We start from the raw sequence: 16,724 nt of genomic DNA, 5'->3' as shown, positions 1-16,724 counted from the left end.
AATCTGAGTCTGTGCGTAAGGTAGCCGCTGCGCTGTTTTAGAATAGTGAAATTGTGAAGTTGTGAAATGGTGAGTTTAACGTGCTGGCAGCGCATGCCGTACACAGAGAGGACACTGAACGTCAAACTCACCATTTCACAACTTCACAATTTCACCCTTTGACCTCTCTCGACGAGTTATTTGCGCAGCTGCGCGTGGCCACGGCACCAGCCGAAATTGAGGCCCTGCGCAACGGAATCTGGCAGCTGTGGCTGACTACCGGCGAGCAAGCGCTAGATAAGCAGCTAGAGGCAGGAATGCGGGCGCTGGCCGCCGAGGAGTACACGCGGGCCATTGCCTGCTTCACGGAGTTGATTACCGCCCGTCCCGATTGGGCCGAAGGCTGGAACAAGCGCGCCACCGCCTACTTCATGCGGGGCGAGTACCGCGCTTCCCTAACCGATATTGAGGAAACCCTACGCCGTGAGCCGCGCCACTTTGGGGCGCTGAGCGGCTGGGCCATGATTCTGCGCCAACTCGGCCATCACCGGGGCGCGTTGCATGTGTTGCGCCGCCTCGAAGCACTGTGCCCGCAGTGGCCCGGCTTGCAGGAAGATCTACGCGACCTGCGCGACCAACTGGACAGCTGAATCCCTGATTAGCAAGGTTTTTGTCTGCTGCAAGAAATTGTGTATTTCCTGCAAAGGCGAAGCATGTCCTATTAAGCGCTGAGTAGTCTATAAGGCTATGTATTTGTTATTTTGGTTAGATTTAGTCGGTAATCAAATGTTGCAGATATAATAAATAATATAATTATTATTGGTTTATGCTAGTGCTTTATCCAGTCCTGCCCACTCTGTTCTGATCTTCTCTCCACCCATATTCCACCCATGAAAAAAAAGCTACTATACGGATTCCTCTTCCTATTGCCTAGCCTTTCGTACGCGCAACGCCTACGCGAAACGCAGTGGGAGAAAGGCATGATGGACAAAGGCGAAAAGGTAGGCGTATGGGAATATTACGCCTACAACCGTGCTGGCACCCAGCTAGTAGTGCAGAAATACGACCATACTGAGCGCAAACTATTGGAGTACCGCCCGCTGAGCGACGTGCCCTACCGTGCGGAGCTTATGCCCGGCAAATGGACCGCAGTGCATCTCGACCGGCAGCCCATGTTTCTCGGGGGAGATGCCCGGTTGGCGACGTACACCGCCAAGCTGAACTACCCGCAAGCTGCTCAGAATAAAAAGCTACAGGGCCGTGTGCTCATTTCCTTCGTGATTGATACGCTGGGCCAAGCCAGCAATTACCAGATCATCCAAAGTGTGGGTGGGGGCTGCGATGAGGAAGCCCTGCGGGTGTGCCGCACGATTCCGAACGAATGGCTTCCGGCCCGGAAAAATGGCCGGTCGGTGCCGGTGGTATACGAGTTGCCATTCGTGTACAAGCTACGCGAGTAACGCGGGGTGCTGGCTGTTGCGGTAGTCAACTTGGGGGCGCCAATCTGCGTACATGCGGGCATGATGCTACTTCGTACGCTAAGCAAAACCGTGGCCCTGGTGGCCCTACCCCTCAGCCTGCTAACTGCCTGCGACAGCACGCCTCGCGAGCGGCAAGCTGCCCTGGAAAAAGGTGTAAACAGACTGGATACTATAGCCGACCGCGCCGGCAACAAACTAAACGCCGCCGCCGGCCGTGCCGCCCGCTACGACTCTGCCTCCCGCGTTCGGAATCGCCAGCCCCTCGACCCCGCCGCGGAGGCCACTTTCACCACGCAGTTGCTGGGCACCTACGCAGATATTGGTGCTCTAACGGCTGCTACTATTGAGCCCGCCTACACGCAGTTTCTGCAGCAAGTGCGTGCCCAGCGTCGCGCCTGGACCCAGCGCGATTGGGATTACGCCACGGCCATCTACCGCCGCCTCAACGAACAGTTTCGGGCAGTGCGCCTGGATGTGAAAGGCCGCGACGAAATCCATATCCGGGCGCTGCAAACCGAGTTTACGGCTCTGGAAACCGGCCGCGACGTGAAAGACATGGGCGAAGCCGTGGGCAATAAGCAGTAGGTTGAGCCTGACATCTCGAATCCTTGGTTGGTAGGTTATTCTGATACAATGCGAGGCATAGACTACTTACTGACCTCTCTACCTTACTAAAAGCCTCGCCATCTGACGAGGCTTTTGTGTTGAAATCCCAGTGCTTGCTGCTCATGATGTATTTCCTGTCTGCGCGTTTTGTGGTGTTACTGTTTTGGCTGCTCCCCTTGGCAGCCCCGGCGCAGCAGTTGATTGAAAGCGTTACCACCGTACCCGCCGCCGACCAATGGCTGCAACCCGGCGACCAGCTGCAAGTGCGTCTCAAGGGTAGGCCTGGGAGTCGCGTTACGTTCTACCGCGGCCAGCGGCTCACGGAGCTGCCCAACCAGCGCGGTACCTACCAGGTAACGTACGTGGTACAGCCCGGCGATACGCTCGCTAATCGGCCCATCACCTTTCAGCTGGTGGCTACTGATAGTACCCGCGCCACAGCCACCAGCAAAAACCGGGTGCGCCTGCTGAACCTAAACGAGCCCCAACTGGCACAAACCACGTCCAACCTTTCCTACCTCAACTACGGCCTGGGCGAAGACCGCCTTGGCGGCGCCAAAATGGGCTACCTCGACTCAGCCGTGGTGCTGCACCTCACGGGTAGGGTAGGCAACCTCTACCGCGTGCGCCTGGCCGAATCCCAAACCGCCTGGATACCGCAGGACCAGGTGCAGCTACTGCCGCCCGGCGGCTTTGTGCCTACCTCGCTCACGGGCTCCTGGGACGTGCGCGGCGATTCGTTGTTCGACTACGTGCGGGTGCCGCTCACGGCCCGCCTACCCTACCGCTCGCAGCTCCGCACCAACCCTACCCGCCTGGAGGTCGATATTTTTGGGGCCACCTCGAACACTAACTGGATAACCCAGCGCGACGGCCTGCAAGCCCTCGGTGATGTGCACTACGAGCAGGTGGCTCCCGACGTATTTCGGTTGGTGCTGTTGCTGAAGCACGCACAGAGCTGGGGCTACCATATTGGCTACAAGGGAAATATATTGGAAATACAAGTGCGCCGCCCGCCCGTCAAGCTTCGGCTGCGCGGGTTGGTAGTGGCTATAGATGCTGGCCACGGCGGTACCAACGTGGGTGCCGTGGGTAGCACCGGCGCCCGCGAAAAAGACCTGACCCTCGCCATTGCCCGCCAGCTACAGCAGGAATTGGAGCGACGGGGCGCCCGCGTCGTCATGACCCGCACCGACGACGCTAGCCTCGAAATCAGCGACCGGGTGCGGCAGCTGCGGCGGGCGCGACCTAATTTGCTGGTCAGTATTCACGTCAATTCCTCCGGCAATACCGCTACGCAGGGCACCAGCACCTACTATCGTTATGTAGCGTTTCGGCCACTGTCGGAGGCGCTGTATGCGCAGATGCGCCGCACCGGCCTGCGCGGCGCCGGCAATGTGGGCAGCTTCAACTTCGGCCTAAACGGCCCTACCGAATATCCCAACGCGTTGGTCGAAACAGCCTTCGTGTCCAACCCCGAGGACGAGCGGCGTCTCATCGACCCCAAATTTCAGCAGGAAATGGCGGTGCGTATGGCCGCGGGCGTGCAGGAATTTGTGCGCGGTACGCGGGCCAAGGGATTGAAAGGATGGTTGTTTGGAAAACCAGCCGTGCAGTAGTTCATCAAGGCTTCATATGACTATATCTATTTAGCAAAAAATAATCGTGTCAAATTGATTTTGGCGCGTAAAAGCAGCTATTTACTGCTGCGTAGCCAGTGCAATAGCCCGTTAGAAGCGAACTGGTTGCGGCACTTCATCTCCTCTCATCACCCAAATTCCTACCCCTCGTATGGCAGAAACTTCTCTACTGGACCGCAGCCGCACCATAGCTGGCCCGGGCTACAACCGCTGGCTGATTCCGCCTGCGGCGCTGGCTATCCACTTGGCTATTGGGCAGGCCTACGCGTTCAGCGTGTTCAACAAGCCGCTGGGCTCCCTCATTAGCGGCGACCCTGCCAACCCCGCCCCCGACGACTGGACCCCCGGCCAGATCGGCTGGACGTTTTCTATTGCCATTGTGCTGCTGGGGCTCTCGGCGGCCGTGTTTGGCAAGTGGCTGGAACGGGTAGGGCCGCGCAAAGCCATGATGGCCGCCTCCCTGTGCTTCGGTGGCGGCTTTTTGATTGGCTCGCTGGGCGTGCACCTACACTCGCTGGCGCTGCTGTACTTGGGCTACGGCGTAGTGGGCGGTATTGGGTTGGGCATTGGCTACATTTCGCCAGTTAGTACGCTGATTAAGTGGTTTCCCGACCGCAAAGGCGTGGCAACGGGCATGGCCATTATGGGCTTTGGCGGCGGCGCCATGATTGGTTCCCCGCTGGCCGTGGCTCTCATGGACCACTTCAAAGGTTCGGCACCGCAAGGTGTGGCGCCTACCTTCATTGTGATGGGTATTATCTATCTGCTGTTCATGCAGTTCGGGGTGTGGACCATCCGGGTGCCCGCCGACGACTGGGCGCCGGAGGGCTACGTGCCCAGCACCGAGCATGACGCCATGATTACGACGGCCAACGTATCGGCCGATAACGCCATCAAAACGCCGCAGTTCTGGCTGCTGTGGGTGGTGCTGCTCACCAACGTAACGGCCGGTATCGGCGTACTCGAAACGGCTTCGCCTCTGATTCAGAATACGTTCTCGGATGCGGCCATGGGCGCGGGCCGGGGCGTAACAGCCGCCGCTGCCGCGGGTTTTGTGGGGCTTTTAAGCTTGTTCAACCTGCTCGGGCGCTTCTTCTGGTCGTCGGCTTCCGATAAGCTGGGCCGCAAAACCACCTACGCCATCTACTTCATCCTAGGCATCATCCTCTACGCCTTCATCCCAACGCTGGGAGCGGGCCTGCAACTGACATTGTATGTGGTGGCTGCTTGCATAATTATCAGCATGTACGGCGGCGGCTTCGCCACCGCACCAGCCTACCTCTCCGACCTGTTTGGCAAGTACCAGGTAGGCGCTATTCACGGGCGCTTGCTCACGGCCTGGAGTACGGCCGGGGTACTGGGGCCGTTGATTGTGCATACCCTCAGTGAGCACGCCAAAGAGCAGAATCTGGCAGGCGCTGCCGCCTACCAAAACGTATTCTACACCATGGCCGGCGTGCTGGTGGTAGGGCTGCTGGCCAACCTGGCCGTGCGCCCCGTAAAAGAACAGTACCACGAGAAAGGCCCTGTTACGATTGAAGCCGGCGGCCACTAAGCCGGCCCTCACCTTATACTTTTCTTCCTGACTATATGGACTCACGAAACACTTCCGCCCCCGAAACCGCTTCGAGCGGTGGCGCCCTTGTCCTAGCCTGGCTTTTTGTTGGGGTACCCCTACTTTGGGGAGTTTCCCAGACATTTATTAAAGCGCTGGCCTTATTTAATAGCTAAGTGGCTGATCAAAAGACAACAAAAAGCGCACTCTCTGGGTGCGCTTTTTGTTTAGGTAGGTAGAATGGTCGTGCGCTGTGCACAACTTCCTCCTGGGCTTTTCTGTTATTTGCTGCCGCTTCGCACCCCACCACTATGGCCTCCGTTGTTCCTTCTGCCGACCGCATTATTCTGTTGGCCTCTTTCCCTGATTCCATTGCCGCACACCTGGCCAAAAGCCGCCTCGACGCGGAGGAAATTCCCTGCTTCGTAAGCAACGAAAACCGGCCCTATGGCCCTATTTCGGGTGGGGTGCGCCTGCACGTGCGCCAGCAAGATGCCGAGGCGGCGCGCACGGCCCTGCTGGAAGAAACCGTGCCCATGACCATCCTGCCCGACCCTGATACGCAGGAGGGCACCGCGCTTACCTGTGCCCGCTGCGGCTCCCCTGACATTGCCACCACCGAGGTGCGCCCTGGCGCCCCAACAGCCTCGCGCTTCTTCACCCGTCTGATCTATTCCCTGCGCGGCATCCGTTACCACTGCTTTCATTGCGGCTATGAGCTGCGAGAGGAATAACTGACCGTTGTGCTGAGTGAAAGCGATGCATTTCACAAATAAAAAGTCCCCGACTACTTTCCGTAGTCGGGGACTTTTTATTTACCTGCGAACAGAACGACTAGTTCTTGTCGGCGCGGTTGATGAAGAAGATGGCTACACCAGCAATGGCCGCGATGCCTAGTACCAGTTGGGTGGAAGTGAACTTCTGCGCGGATTTCTGAAGCAAGCCTGCCCCGTTCTTGAACAGGTCCTCCATGTGTTCATGGTCGCCCTGAAATACATGGTAGGCACTTTCAAACGTGCGAGCAATGTCTTCGGGAGTGATCTTGTCTAGAGATTGGATGTCGTTGGCCATAGGAAAGAGTGGAGAGAAAGTTACGGGAAATCAAGTGGCACGCCAGTAAAAGCGCTACCGATACTCCTACGGGAAAAAGGCGGCGCGGGCTGCCTCTTTTTGTTGATTTTTGCTGGTAAAAAGAAAAAGCTCCGCCGAATGGCGGAGCTTACTAGGCTATAGGAAGGTCATTTTCTATTCGTACACCTTCACTACAAAAACGTAATTCTGCAATTTGCGAATCTGCTGCGGACGGGAGGTGCCGGTCAGCAAATTGGTGCGGGGCAGCGTAATATCGTGCGATACAGTAGCCGTTTGCAGCGAGTCGACGAGGCGGGTGAGGTAGGACGACTTAGTGGCAAACGCTGCGCTCTGCACATCCGACTGCTTGCCGCTGACAATACCAATCAGGTTGCCTCGGTCGTCTAGCACTGGCCCACCAGAGTTGCCGGGGTTCACCGGAATCGAAATCTGGTAGAAGCCCGTGTCGCCCTCGAAGCCCGAACGGGCGCTCAGGGAGCCATCGTTAAACACCAGGTCTTCGCGGGGATAGCCCAGCGTATATACCCGCTCGCCCAGGTCGGCGGTGGTGCGCTTGAAGGAGTAGGGCAGGCGGCCGAAGCCGTGGAAGTCTTTATCGACGATGCGCAAAATAGCCAGGTCGCGGGCCACATCGGTGAATACCGGCTCGGCGTGGTAATGGTCGTGCGTGCGGCTCTCCACCAGCAGCGAATCGGCGCCCTGAATAACGTGGTAACTGGTCACCAGGTAGCCGTTGGGCGACAGCGCGAAGCCCGTGCCGCTGAACTTGCCAGGGTTAATATCTTCGGCCTTGGTTTCGTCGATCTGCGTGATGGCGCGATTCATGGCCCGCTGCGTACGCTTGATGCGCTCCACCTCGCGGCGCAGCATGGTGTAACCGTAGGTAGGAGCCGGTTTTTGGGCGGCTTTCCACCACTCAATACCCAGCAGGGTGCCAAACACCGCCATAATGGCTACCGAAGCGGCTACGGCAATAGTGGCGCGGTGGCTACCCCAGAACTCGCGCAGCGTGCGCTCTATCCCAGAGATATGCATCGTCGGCATCAGCGGGTTGCCGGTCTGGTAGGTTTCTTCGGCGGTGGCTTCGGCGTCTAGCGTGGCCTGGAAGGCTTGCAGCTTGCGGCGCGTGCGCAGTCGTTCGCCGTAGCCGCGCAGGGTGCCGTTCAGTAGGTCAAAATCGGTGAGCTGCTGGGCAAAGCTAGGATCGGCGGCGAGGCGGCGCTCCAGCTCCTGGCGGGCAGGCGCAGCCAGTTCGTCGGCCCGGTAGGCCTCAAATAGCGCGTAATAATCAGCTTCAGTTTTCATATAGAAAGCGGCTGGGTTAGGTCCGCCGGGGCAATAGGGTGCAGGCTGCTAGAACGATTCTTCCTCCTGATAGTGGGTGAAAAACAGCTTTTTCAGGCGCACCAAACATTTATATTTCTGATTCTTGGCGTTGTCGGCGTTGGTATAGCCAAACTCCGCGGTAAGCTCCTGCATGGACTTATCCAGCAGGTAAAAACCTTCGAGTAGCGAACGGCAGGGTTCCCCAATGCGTTCCAGCGCCTCGCCCATCATGGCAAACCGCCGGTCGCGCTCCTGGGCGTCGAGCAAATCCTGCTCGGCGCCCGTTTCGAGGTAGGGCTCGTGGTCGGAGAGACTACCGCCAAAGCGGTTTTTCTCGGCCAGCCGCTTCAGCCACAACCGGCGGCACACGGCGTAGAGGTAGGTCTTGATCTGGCAGCTTAGCTCCAACGAGCCGTCGCGTACCTTCTCGTAGAACACCATCACGCCCTCCTGGTACACATCCTTGGCCTCGTCCTCGGTACCGCTGTTTTGCTGTATCAAGTGAAGAACCATGGGGAGGTGCAAGCGGTAGAGCTGCGCCAGCGCCCGGTCGTCGCCCTGGCGGATGGCCGCCACGAACTCTGCATCGGTGTAGGAAGGAAGTCCCTTACCCATTCGCTATACTTCTTGTTTTAATACGGATGGGGCTCTTACGTAACCCATCAAAAATAAATATTCTCAACTCGGGTTACTTTTCTTTAGAGTAGGGATTAAGAGCGTTTTCAGACGAAAAATCAACCCAACCCCAAAGATGAAAAACCTACTGAAAGTATCTGCCCTGGCTATCGTATTCGCTGCTGGCCTCGCTTCGTGCGAGTCGAAGCCTGCTGAAACCACGACCACGACGGAAACTACGACCACCGAGACGGCGCCCATGATGAGCAACGACTCGACCTCGACGATGGAAGGAACCGCTCCGATGGCTGATTCGACCTCGACCATGTCGACCACTACCACCACGGCTGAGTAAACCATACTATTTGCTGGCGTTGTACCCACAACGCCAGCAAACGAAAGGTCCGTATCTTCCTCCGGGAGGGTACGGACCTTTTTTGTTGTAGCCTACCCAAGCAGGCACAAAAGTAGCGGTTACGTAGGAAAGCGGCCGGGCGAGCGGTGAGGTGCTACAGCTTTTCCTCCAGCCAGAGCGTGCCCGCCGCCAGTACAAAGAGGGCCACAAACCAGCCTACTGCCCACGGCTGCCGGGTAGTAGTGGGGGGGAGGTTGTTGGGTGCTACAGCAGTCGGCGCCTGGTAGGCTTCGCGCTCCGTAGCCTGCCAGGCAGTGGGCGCAAACACGTAGAACCACTGCCGGGTAGTGCCGGGACCCTGCACCTGATGCCAGCCCGCGGCGACCGGCCAAAACTGCCCCGTAGACCACTCCGGCAGGCGCGTATCCTGCTGCATGGGTAGGCGCACCGCTGGCTGCTTGGCCGTAGTAACAACGGGCAGCGTAGCCGGCAGCGCGGCCGATTCTAGGCGTAGGGTAGTGGGCTGCTGCGGGCGCGGCCAGGCCTCTACCACCTGCCACTGCGCCGCCACGGGTGCCGGGCGGGCCACCGCAGCCAGCAGGCGGCTCCAGAAAGCCGCGTAGCCAGCTGTGTTAGCCGTTTGCAGCTGCCAGGGGTAGGTGGCGGCCAGCGTGCTGACTACCACATGCCCCAGCCCTACCCGCGTGACGCCCACCACCGGGCGTTGGCGGGCGTCCGTAGCCAGAGCGGTGCTACCCGGCTGGAGTCGCAACTCGGCGGCGAGTGGAGCGGCCAGCGAAGCGGGCGCATCGGGCCAGCGCACAGGCTGAGGGAGGTCGGCGCCGGTGGGGCGGGGCAGCAGGCTAAAGGCGGCGCGACCGGGTAGCGCACGGGGTAGGGCGCCTGGCTCGGCTAGTAGCAATAAGCCCAAGCCTTGGTTTTGTACGGCCGCGCGCATGGCCTGGGCTTCGGCGGGCGCGAGGCTGGTGAGAGTGCCATTGTCGGCTATTACCACATCGTAGCGGGCCAGTAGGGTAGGCGAGAGGCGACGCAGGTCGTGGGTTGGCTGGTTGAGGAAAGCTGTCTGGGTGAGGCCTTTGCTGACTTGCGTGCGCAGCGCCACGCGGTGTTGCTGGGTGCCCAGGTAGTTTTTGAGAAAGTTGAATTCGAAACCGGGTGTGGTGGTGAGTAGCAGTACGCGCAAAGGCGCTACTGCCGTTACCTCCACGGGCACCGTCTCGCGGGCTACGACCTGCGTGCCGCGCCGCGCCCACAACTCGTACTCGGCCAGGCCAGTGGCTTTGGGTACGTAGCGAAGCTGAAAAGTGCCGCGCCCATTTTTTAGCTGCACCGAGTCGCGGGTTTTGCCGGCGGCGCGCAGCCCTACCCACACCGGCGCTTTATCTGCGGTGGCCGCCGCAAAGGAGCCATTCAGCTGCAACGTTTTCCCTAGCGCCACCTGCCGCGCCCACTGCGCCGCTCGAAAGCCAGCCACTGCCGCGCCACCGTGCCGAATCAGGTGAAGCGAGTCAGCAACAGAGGCGGCATCTGAGGGCAGGCCCCGCCCCAGCACGTGCAGCTGCCGGAGGTGGGGCAACTGCTCGCGCAGGGCTACTAGGCTGTGCAGGGTAGGCGTGTCGGGGGTAGGGGCCGCGCCGTAGCGCCACAGTTGGGTGCTTGCTCCCAGCTGGCGCAGTAAAGCTTGCAGCGAGTCGGGTTGGTAATCAGGCATTAGCAGGATAGCTTGCTGCCGACTACCGGGTATGGTGCGGGCAGGCGGGTAGGCTATCAGCCACAAAGCGGCCGCGGCCACCCAGCCCGCTACCAGGCGCAAGGCCAGCCGTTGCCGGTTGGGACGGCGCCAGGCGGCCACGCTCAGCCCAACAGCCAGCAGCAGACAGAAGATGAGCAGCGCGTAGAAAAGAAAGTTCGGGGTGAAGGCAGACAAGGAGCTGAAGTAAAGGCAAACAATCAAATCAAATAATAAGGCGGCGCTACGGCTGACCCAGCGCCTGCAAGTAGCGCCGAGCCAGGCGGTTAGGCGAAGGAGCAGGGATAGGCGCGGAGGTAGGAGTAGGCAGCAGGGCCGTAAGAGCGCGCTCTACTACAGGCAGGCACTCGGGGCAAGGCACCGGCTGCCTGGCGCGCAAAGCGGCGCTGAGCTGGCGCAGGTCGCGCAGGGCGGTGAGGTAGGCGCCAGGGCGTTGCAGGGCTGCCTGGGCCAGTTGCGACCCGGCACGGTCGAGCAGGGCGGCATCGTCAGGGGCGGCGGGTTGACCGCGACGCAAGCGACTCAGTAGGCCCAGGGCAGCCCGCACGGCTGGTTGGGAAGCCGGCGCTGCCACATCGGCGCGACGCTGAGGAGTGGCGGCGCCTTCTAGCTCGCCCGTGAGGCGCACGGTGGCTTCGGGCATGGGCGGCGGGGTGTAGCCGGCTTTTTTGACGTAGACGCGGGTTTGCTGCTGCACTTCCTTCAAGAGGCGCAGGGCCTTGTACTCGTAGGGTAGGGCCTCGGCGGGACGGGCGGTGCGCAGGCGCAGTTCGGCTTCCCACATCTGACTGAGCACTACGCTGAGCTTGGCTTTCACGGCCGGCTCCAGGAAATCGGCGGTTTCGGCGTCGTCGTGCTTGTGCATGTAGGGGTCCATGAGGGCGGCCGTGGTTTCCAGCGACGACGGGTTGGCGTTGGTTGACGGGGCTCCGTGCTCATGGCCGTGGTCGTGCCCGTCGCCCTCGTGATGCTCCTCTTTCTCGCCCTCGGGTAGGGCATTGGCCTGGCCGATGCTTTCCTCGAATTCCTCACCCATAAACTTACCGTAGCGCATACGCAGCACCTTTTGGTCGTGCCCGATGTCGTTGGCACGGCTGGCAAATGTGGACTGATCCAGCCCCTTGCGCTCCGAAAGCAGCTTTTCCGTATCGATAATTACCTGGCGCTGACTGCGGAAGTAGGCCGGCACCACGTTCACGCCCAGCGAAATATCCGCCCCGGAAGCGTCTATAGTGGTGTCTTCCCACTGCACCAGGTAGGTGTCGGTACGGGCCATTTGCCGGTGGTTGTCCCAGGCCTGCACGTAGAAATATACCTCGTCGCCGTAAGTGAGACCCAGCTGGCGTAGTTGCAGGGTGTAGGTAAGCTGGTGTTGGGTAGGCTGACCGCGCAGCTGAGCGCTGAGGTCAGTGGCTACTTCCGTAAACTTCACCGCCTCGCCCTCACCCTTGGCCACGGTAGCTACCACGCGGGCCCGGCTTAAGCCATAGTCGTCGCGCACGGTTACGCGCACGCCTACCTGGGGCTTCTGCCCAAACTCTACCAGGGTATAGGGCTTCGGTGTGATGAGCTGGAGGGTAGGTGCCCGGTCAGGAATGACTTCAATGGCATAATCCTCAGAAGTTTGTCCTGCAAACCGCAGCCGGTAGAGCACCGAACTGTTCACTACTTGTTCAGCCTCAAACGCCAGCGAATCGTCGGCCACGGGCCGTAGCGGTACCCGCTGCTTGCCCAATTCCAGCACCGGCGCGGCGGCGCGGCGGCTCACACGTACCCGCCAACGCACCCGCGACCCGGCCGGCGCCTGAAACGACGGTTGTGCCGCCGCAAAAGCCGCCCGGCGTGTGTAGGCCGGCGGCGTCACCAGCAGCTTCAATTCCTGAATACGTGGGGCCTTGGCTGGCGCCGGTTTACCCACAAACCGCAGGGGCACGGCGGGAGCCGTGGCTACCGTAGCAGCTGGCTGTGCGGCTGATTTTGGTACCACCCAACACACGCCGGCTACCACCAGAAACAGGCTGGTAAGCAGCAATGAGGTGCGCCACGGCGTGGGCAGTAGCGCGGGGGTAGCGGCTGTCAGCGCATCGAGGCGCTCGGCTACGTGCTGCTGCTGTAGTTGCTCCAATAGGTTGAGGCCAGGGATAGGGCGCAGGAGCAGGCCGGTGCTGTCTTCCAGTTCCGCAAACTCCCGGTCGAGGCGACGGGCCAGTGGCTCGGGTCGGAATTGCCACAAGCGGATCAGCCACACTACCAGTGCTATAACGCCCGCGGCTAGCAACACTAGCAAGGCTGGTCCCGCCTGCGGCCACCGCTCTGCGGCTACCAGCGCCGCGCCGCTAGCCGCTAAGAAAGGCAGCAGAATCTGTACCGTGCGGCGGCTGGCGTACGAACGCGCCACGCGGCGCAACAGACCTGGCTCAACGGCGGCAGAAGTTACGGAAATGCTCATACGGAAGCAGTAGCAGTGAGAAGACGCCCGGCAGCACGCCCGGATAACAACCGCTCTAGCCCAAACAGCAGCACGGCCGCCAGCACCACCCACGGCCGCAAATCGGTAGCGGGCGGAGCATCATCAGCTACGGAGACAGCCGCAGCGGCTGGCGCGGCCGTGGTCAATAGCTGGTGCGGGTCGAGGGTGCGCTGGTCGTGGGCAAGCAATCGGGTAGGCGCTACGGGCGGCTGGAGCAGTGGCAGCAGCAGCCCTGGCAAGGCCGGACTTTCGCCCAACGCGCTCCAGCTAGGGTGTAGTCGGGTGCGAAGGTCATACAACGTGCCCGCACCCAGCGCCTGCCGGACGAGCAGCGGCCGACCCGCAGCATCTTGCCACACGGTTTCGGCCGCCGCCACCGTCAGCGAATCAAGACGCCGAATAGCAACAGCGGTCTGGGTGTTGGCAGGAATAAACGTGCTGCCAACGGCGCGGCCGCCCCCGCGTCCTACCCGCCACACCTGCGTACCCGGCACGGCTGCTTGTTGCCAGGCAGCGGGCAGCGGCGCGTCTTTCAGCCAGATAACCACATCGGGCAGTTGCCCAGCAGGCGCTTGGGTAGCGGCCGTAAGTTGCAGCGGAGCTGCCAACCCAACGGATACAGCCTGCACCGCTGCCTGCCAGTAGCGGGCCTCTGGCGCATACGCGGCATCCGTGAGCAGCCATACGCGCACGGGTGTAGTGCGTATCGGCACGATGGTAGAATCAAGTGTGCGCAGTTGGGCGCCGTTGGCTGTGGTTTGGTAGGAAATATCCGGTAGGCCCGCCACCCGCACGGAAGCGCCGTTGGCAGGGCGTCGCACTGTCAGTCTGCGGAAGGTGCTGGCTTCCTCGGTGCTACGGCCCACCAGCAAGCGCAAGCTGTCGGTGCCAACCAAGGCCGCAGCCTGTAGCCAACGGGCCGAGTCGGGGGTAGGGACCAGTTGCCAGCGCAAAGTGGCGGGTAGCGCTGGGCGTGGGCCCTCAAACCGCCGCAACGCCGCCGTCGAAAATACGCGGAGTGGTCGGTTGGGGAAGGAGTCGGCGGCTTGCTGGGCGCGCATCCACAAGTTATCAGCTGGAAGCAATGCCCGGAGCGAATCGGTAAGCGAAGGGGTAGGCGAGGCCAAGCGCGCCCAGGTGCGGGCCGGCACCCGCGGAAAGCCGCGCCGCAGTTGGCGCAACTCGTAGCCTTGCTGGCGCAGTGAATCGATGCCAGGGTGCACGGCGGCTAGGGCCGATGAGGCCAGCAGGTCGGGACTCAGCAGCACTTGTCCCCGCACGGGCGGCGTGGGCTCCTGCCAACTCAGGCCCGCCACGGCCAGCGCCAACACGCCCACCAATGCGGCCCGCAGCAGAAACAACAGCAGTTGCTCAGGCTTCAGGCGACGCAGACGGCGGTTGGCGGCCGTTTCCAGCCAGCGCAGGCTGCCTACCTGCACCACCCGGGCAGGGCGCCGGTTCCAGATATAAACCAGCAGCGGCACCAGCACCCCCAGCAGCGCCAACAGGCCGGCCGTGGGGTGCAATACGTGAAACGCTGATAGGGGCAGTGCAAGCATGAGGCAAAAGGTAGGGGCGCCTTGTAGGCGCCCAGTGATACGCAGGCGGTTGTTGGAGTACAGACTGTTGCGTTTCCGCTTAGGGAACTCGGTGTGGTGTGTGCATCAAAGGATGAAAAATAGAACCATCTGTTGCGACGGGCGCCTACAAGGCGCCCCTACCGTCGTTTCAAAAATTCGCGCAGGGCCCGGTCCAGCGGTTCGGCGGTGTTTAGTTGGGCATACTCGAAACCATGGCGGCGGGCCTGGGTAGCGGCGTCGCGCAGCCAGCTTTGCAGGTGTTCCTGCCAGGCCCGGCGCTGCTGATCGGCGTTGAGTTGAAGGGTGCGGCCGGTTTCCAAGTCCTCAAAGGTGACAGCGCCGCGGTAGGTGAAGTCTAGCTCGTTGCGGGCCAGCAGGTGCAGCAGCAGCACCTCGCCGCTGGTGGTGCGCAGGCGCGTCAGCAGCGTATCAATTTCACTATCTTCCTCATACAAATCGCTCACGCAGATGGTAAGGGCACGCTGCCGCCGGGCAGTGAGGGGCGCCAGCTCGGCCGCCGCCGGGAAGCGACCAGTAGCCGTAGCGTTTTCCAGGGTATGAAAAATGCGCGTAAGCTGCCTGGGGTCGGCGCGGGGCGGCAGGTGTTGCAGGCCATCGGGACGCAGAATGGTGAGGGCCACGGCATCGCCTTGGTTTACCGCCAGGTAGGCCAACGCCGCCAGCAGCAGCCGGCCGTAGTCGAGCTTGCTGAGGCCGTTGTCGTCGCGGTGGTTCATGCTGGCGGTGGCGTCCAGCAGCAAATGCACCGTGAGGCTGGTATCCACCTCCGACTCCCGAATGTAGTAGCGGTCGGAGCGAGCGGCCAGGCGCCAATCGAGGCGGCGCAGGTCGTCGCCGGGCTGGTAGGGGCGGTACTGGCTGAACTCCATACCCACGCCCCGCCGCCGGCTCAAATGCTGACCGTGCAAGAAGCCCTCAGCCACTTGTTTGGCAGCCAAGGGGAGGTTGCGCAGGGCGTAGAGTTGTTCGGGGCTGAGCATGGTTTTTAGTTGATATTTTATGTGGCATCCTGAGCGGAGTGAAGGACCTTATCCCGCTGGGACGACTATGCATTAGGTAGTAACTACTTGGTATGAAGACGTCCGCAAGCTCAGGATAACAGGATAGAGTTGGCAGACGCTTGGTCGCCCTAACAGGATAAGGTCCTTCGCAAGCTCAGGATGACAGCAGAATTACACCGCCACGGCCTTCAGCAGCTCCTGCACGGCATTATCCGGCGTCAGGTTTTCGGCTTCGGCGTTGAAATTCAGCAGCACGCGGTGGCGCAGCACGGCCGGAGCCAGGGCTTTAATATCATCAAGAGTAGCAGCAAAGCGGCCTTGCAGCAACGCCCGCGCTTTGGCGCACAGAATGAGAGCCTGACCAGCACGCGGCCCCGCACCCCAGCGTCCGTAGTCCTGAATAAACTTCACCTCTGAGGTAGCCGGGCGGGTAGCGCGCACCAGCCGGTTCACGAAGCTCAGCAGCTCAGGACTCAGACTCACCTGACGCACCAGTTGCTGCAACTGCCGGATGTCGTCGCCGCCCAGCACGGGTTGCACCTGGGCTTTGTTGATGCCGGTGGTGCCGCTCAACACGGCCAGCTCCTCCTGCTCGGTGGGGTAGCCAATGCGAATGTAAAGCAGAAAACGGTCGAGCTGGGCCTCGGGTAGCGGGTAGGTGCCGCTCTGCTCGATGGGATTCTGCGTGGCCAGCAAAAAGAACGGCTTGGGTAGGGCGTGCTCCTGACCGGCGTAGGTCACGTGGCCTTCCTGCATGGCTTCCAGCAAAGCCGCCTGCGTCTTGGGCGGCGTCCGGTTGATTTCGTCGGCCAGTACCAAACTGGCGAAAATCGGCCCTTCGTTGAACTTGAACGAGCGGTGCCCCGTGCCGTGGTCTTCCTCCAGAACTTCGGTGCCGAGAATGTCCGTCGGCATTAGGTCGGGGGTGAACTGAATGCGGCGGAAGGGTAGGTCGGTGGCCGAGGCTAGGGTGCGTACCAGCAAGGTTTTAGCTAGGCCCGGCACACCTTCTAGCAGGGCGTGGCCGCCGGCCAGCAGGGCCACCAGCACTTCATCCAGCACTTGCGTTTGCCCCACAATGACTTTGGCAATTTCCTCGCGCAGGGGCGGCAGTTTGGCAAGCAGGCGTTTTACGTCTTGTTCAGTCATGGATTTTTGAGCTGTTAGCTGATGGCTGTTGGCCGTTAGCTTTTTTGCCCTACTACTTCAACATCATTTTCCAAGACAAAAGC

16 protein-coding genes are annotated in these 16,724 nt (G+C 60.9%); 8 read left to right on the top strand and 8 right to left on the bottom strand.

The features are described from left to right. Window positions 1-158 precede the first annotated feature (158 nt). The 7 genes from KYK14_RS18740 (at window position 159) to KYK14_RS18715 (ending at window position 5,995) form a co-directional block, all read left to right on the top strand. Window positions 159-629: a tetratricopeptide repeat protein gene (locus KYK14_RS18740; RefSeq protein ID WP_185282123.1), complete on the top strand. Its 471-nt coding sequence runs from the start codon at window positions 159-161 to the stop codon at window positions 627-629. A gap of 276 nt (window positions 630-905) precedes the next feature. Then, complete coding sequence (locus tag KYK14_RS18735) at window positions 906-1,439, top strand: energy transducer TonB (protein WP_185282124.1); 534 nt, start codon at window positions 906-908, stop codon at window positions 1,437-1,439. A gap of 60 nt (window positions 1,440-1,499) precedes the next feature. Continuing rightward, the gene (locus tag KYK14_RS18730; RefSeq protein WP_219160965.1) at window positions 1,500-2,045 is read left to right on the top strand and encodes a hypothetical protein; all 546 of its coding nucleotides are present in this window, start codon (window positions 1,500-1,502) and stop codon (window positions 2,043-2,045) included. Between the two features lie 143 nt (window positions 2,046-2,188). Beyond that, entirely contained in the window at window positions 2,189-3,685 is a 1,497-nt protein-coding gene (locus KYK14_RS18725; protein WP_219160963.1) for an N-acetylmuramoyl-L-alanine amidase, read from the top strand. Window positions 3,686-3,857: 172 nt separating this feature from the next. After that, entirely contained in the window at window positions 3,858-5,261 is a 1,404-nt protein-coding gene (locus KYK14_RS18720; protein ID WP_185282127.1) for an L-lactate MFS transporter, read from the top strand. A 35-nt stretch (window positions 5,262-5,296) separates the two neighbouring features. Then, the gene (locus KYK14_RS22615) at window positions 5,297-5,437 is read left to right on the top strand and encodes an MFS transporter small subunit (RefSeq protein WP_425514699.1); all 141 of its coding nucleotides are present in this window, start codon (window positions 5,297-5,299) and stop codon (window positions 5,435-5,437) included. Between the two features lie 135 nt (window positions 5,438-5,572). Further along, the gene (locus KYK14_RS18715) at window positions 5,573-5,995 is read left to right on the top strand and encodes a putative signal transducing protein (RefSeq protein ID WP_185282128.1); all 423 of its coding nucleotides are present in this window, start codon (window positions 5,573-5,575) and stop codon (window positions 5,993-5,995) included. Between the two features lie 100 nt (window positions 5,996-6,095). On the opposite strand, the gene KYK14_RS18710 is transcribed toward KYK14_RS18715, so the two are convergent. From KYK14_RS18710 to KYK14_RS18700, 3 genes are all read right to left on the bottom strand, one after another. Next, a complete protein-coding gene (locus tag KYK14_RS18710; RefSeq protein ID WP_185282129.1) occupies window positions 6,096-6,332 on the bottom strand; it encodes a hypothetical protein in 237 nt (78 codons plus the stop codon). Window positions 6,333-6,506: 174 nt separating this feature from the next. Then, a complete protein-coding gene (locus tag KYK14_RS18705) occupies window positions 6,507-7,658 on the bottom strand; it encodes a S1 family peptidase (RefSeq protein ID WP_219160961.1) in 1,152 nt (383 codons plus the stop codon). Between the two features lie 48 nt (window positions 7,659-7,706). Continuing rightward, entirely contained in the window at window positions 7,707-8,294 is a 588-nt protein-coding gene (locus tag KYK14_RS18700; protein ID WP_219160959.1) for an RNA polymerase sigma factor, read from the bottom strand. A gap of 136 nt (window positions 8,295-8,430) precedes the next feature. On the opposite strand from KYK14_RS18700, the gene KYK14_RS18695 reads away from it, so the two are divergent. Continuing rightward, window positions 8,431-8,649: a hypothetical protein gene (locus KYK14_RS18695; RefSeq protein WP_185282132.1), complete on the top strand. Its 219-nt coding sequence runs from the start codon at window positions 8,431-8,433 to the stop codon at window positions 8,647-8,649. A gap of 154 nt (window positions 8,650-8,803) precedes the next feature. On the opposite strand, the gene KYK14_RS18690 is transcribed toward KYK14_RS18695, so the two are convergent. The 5 genes from KYK14_RS18690 to KYK14_RS18670 all read right to left on the bottom strand — a co-directional run bounded on the left by KYK14_RS18690 (window position 8,804) and on the right by KYK14_RS18670 (window position 16,641). Further along, on the bottom strand, window positions 8,804-10,597 hold the full coding sequence (locus KYK14_RS18690) for a hypothetical protein (RefSeq protein ID WP_219160957.1): 1,794 nt from the start codon (window positions 10,595-10,597) through the stop codon (window positions 8,804-8,806). A 46-nt stretch (window positions 10,598-10,643) separates the two neighbouring features. Beyond that, entirely contained in the window at window positions 10,644-12,869 is a 2,226-nt protein-coding gene (locus KYK14_RS18685) for a DUF4175 family protein (RefSeq protein ID WP_219160955.1), read from the bottom strand. Beyond that, complete coding sequence (locus KYK14_RS18680; protein ID WP_219160953.1) at window positions 12,866-14,449, bottom strand: BatA domain-containing protein; 1,584 nt, start codon at window positions 14,447-14,449, stop codon at window positions 12,866-12,868. Before KYK14_RS18680 ends, KYK14_RS18685 begins: the two co-directional genes overlap by 4 nt. Window positions 14,450-14,607: 158 nt before the next feature. Continuing rightward, window positions 14,608-15,471 carry a DUF58 domain-containing protein gene (locus KYK14_RS18675; RefSeq protein ID WP_219160951.1) on the bottom strand — a complete coding sequence of 288 codons (864 nt, stop codon included), beginning with the start codon at window positions 15,469-15,471 and terminating at the stop codon, window positions 14,608-14,610. A gap of 192 nt (window positions 15,472-15,663) precedes the next feature. Then, the gene (locus tag KYK14_RS18670) at window positions 15,664-16,641 is read right to left on the bottom strand and encodes an AAA family ATPase (protein WP_208307620.1); all 978 of its coding nucleotides are present in this window, start codon (window positions 16,639-16,641) and stop codon (window positions 15,664-15,666) included. Window positions 16,642-16,724: the final 83 nt, after the last annotated feature.

Source organism: Hymenobacter profundi, assembly GCF_019334315.1.
GTDB classification, from domain to species: Bacteria; Bacteroidota; Bacteroidia; order Cytophagales; family Hymenobacteraceae; genus Hymenobacter; species Hymenobacter profundi.
This window is presented reverse-complemented; position numbering and strand designations above follow the sequence as displayed.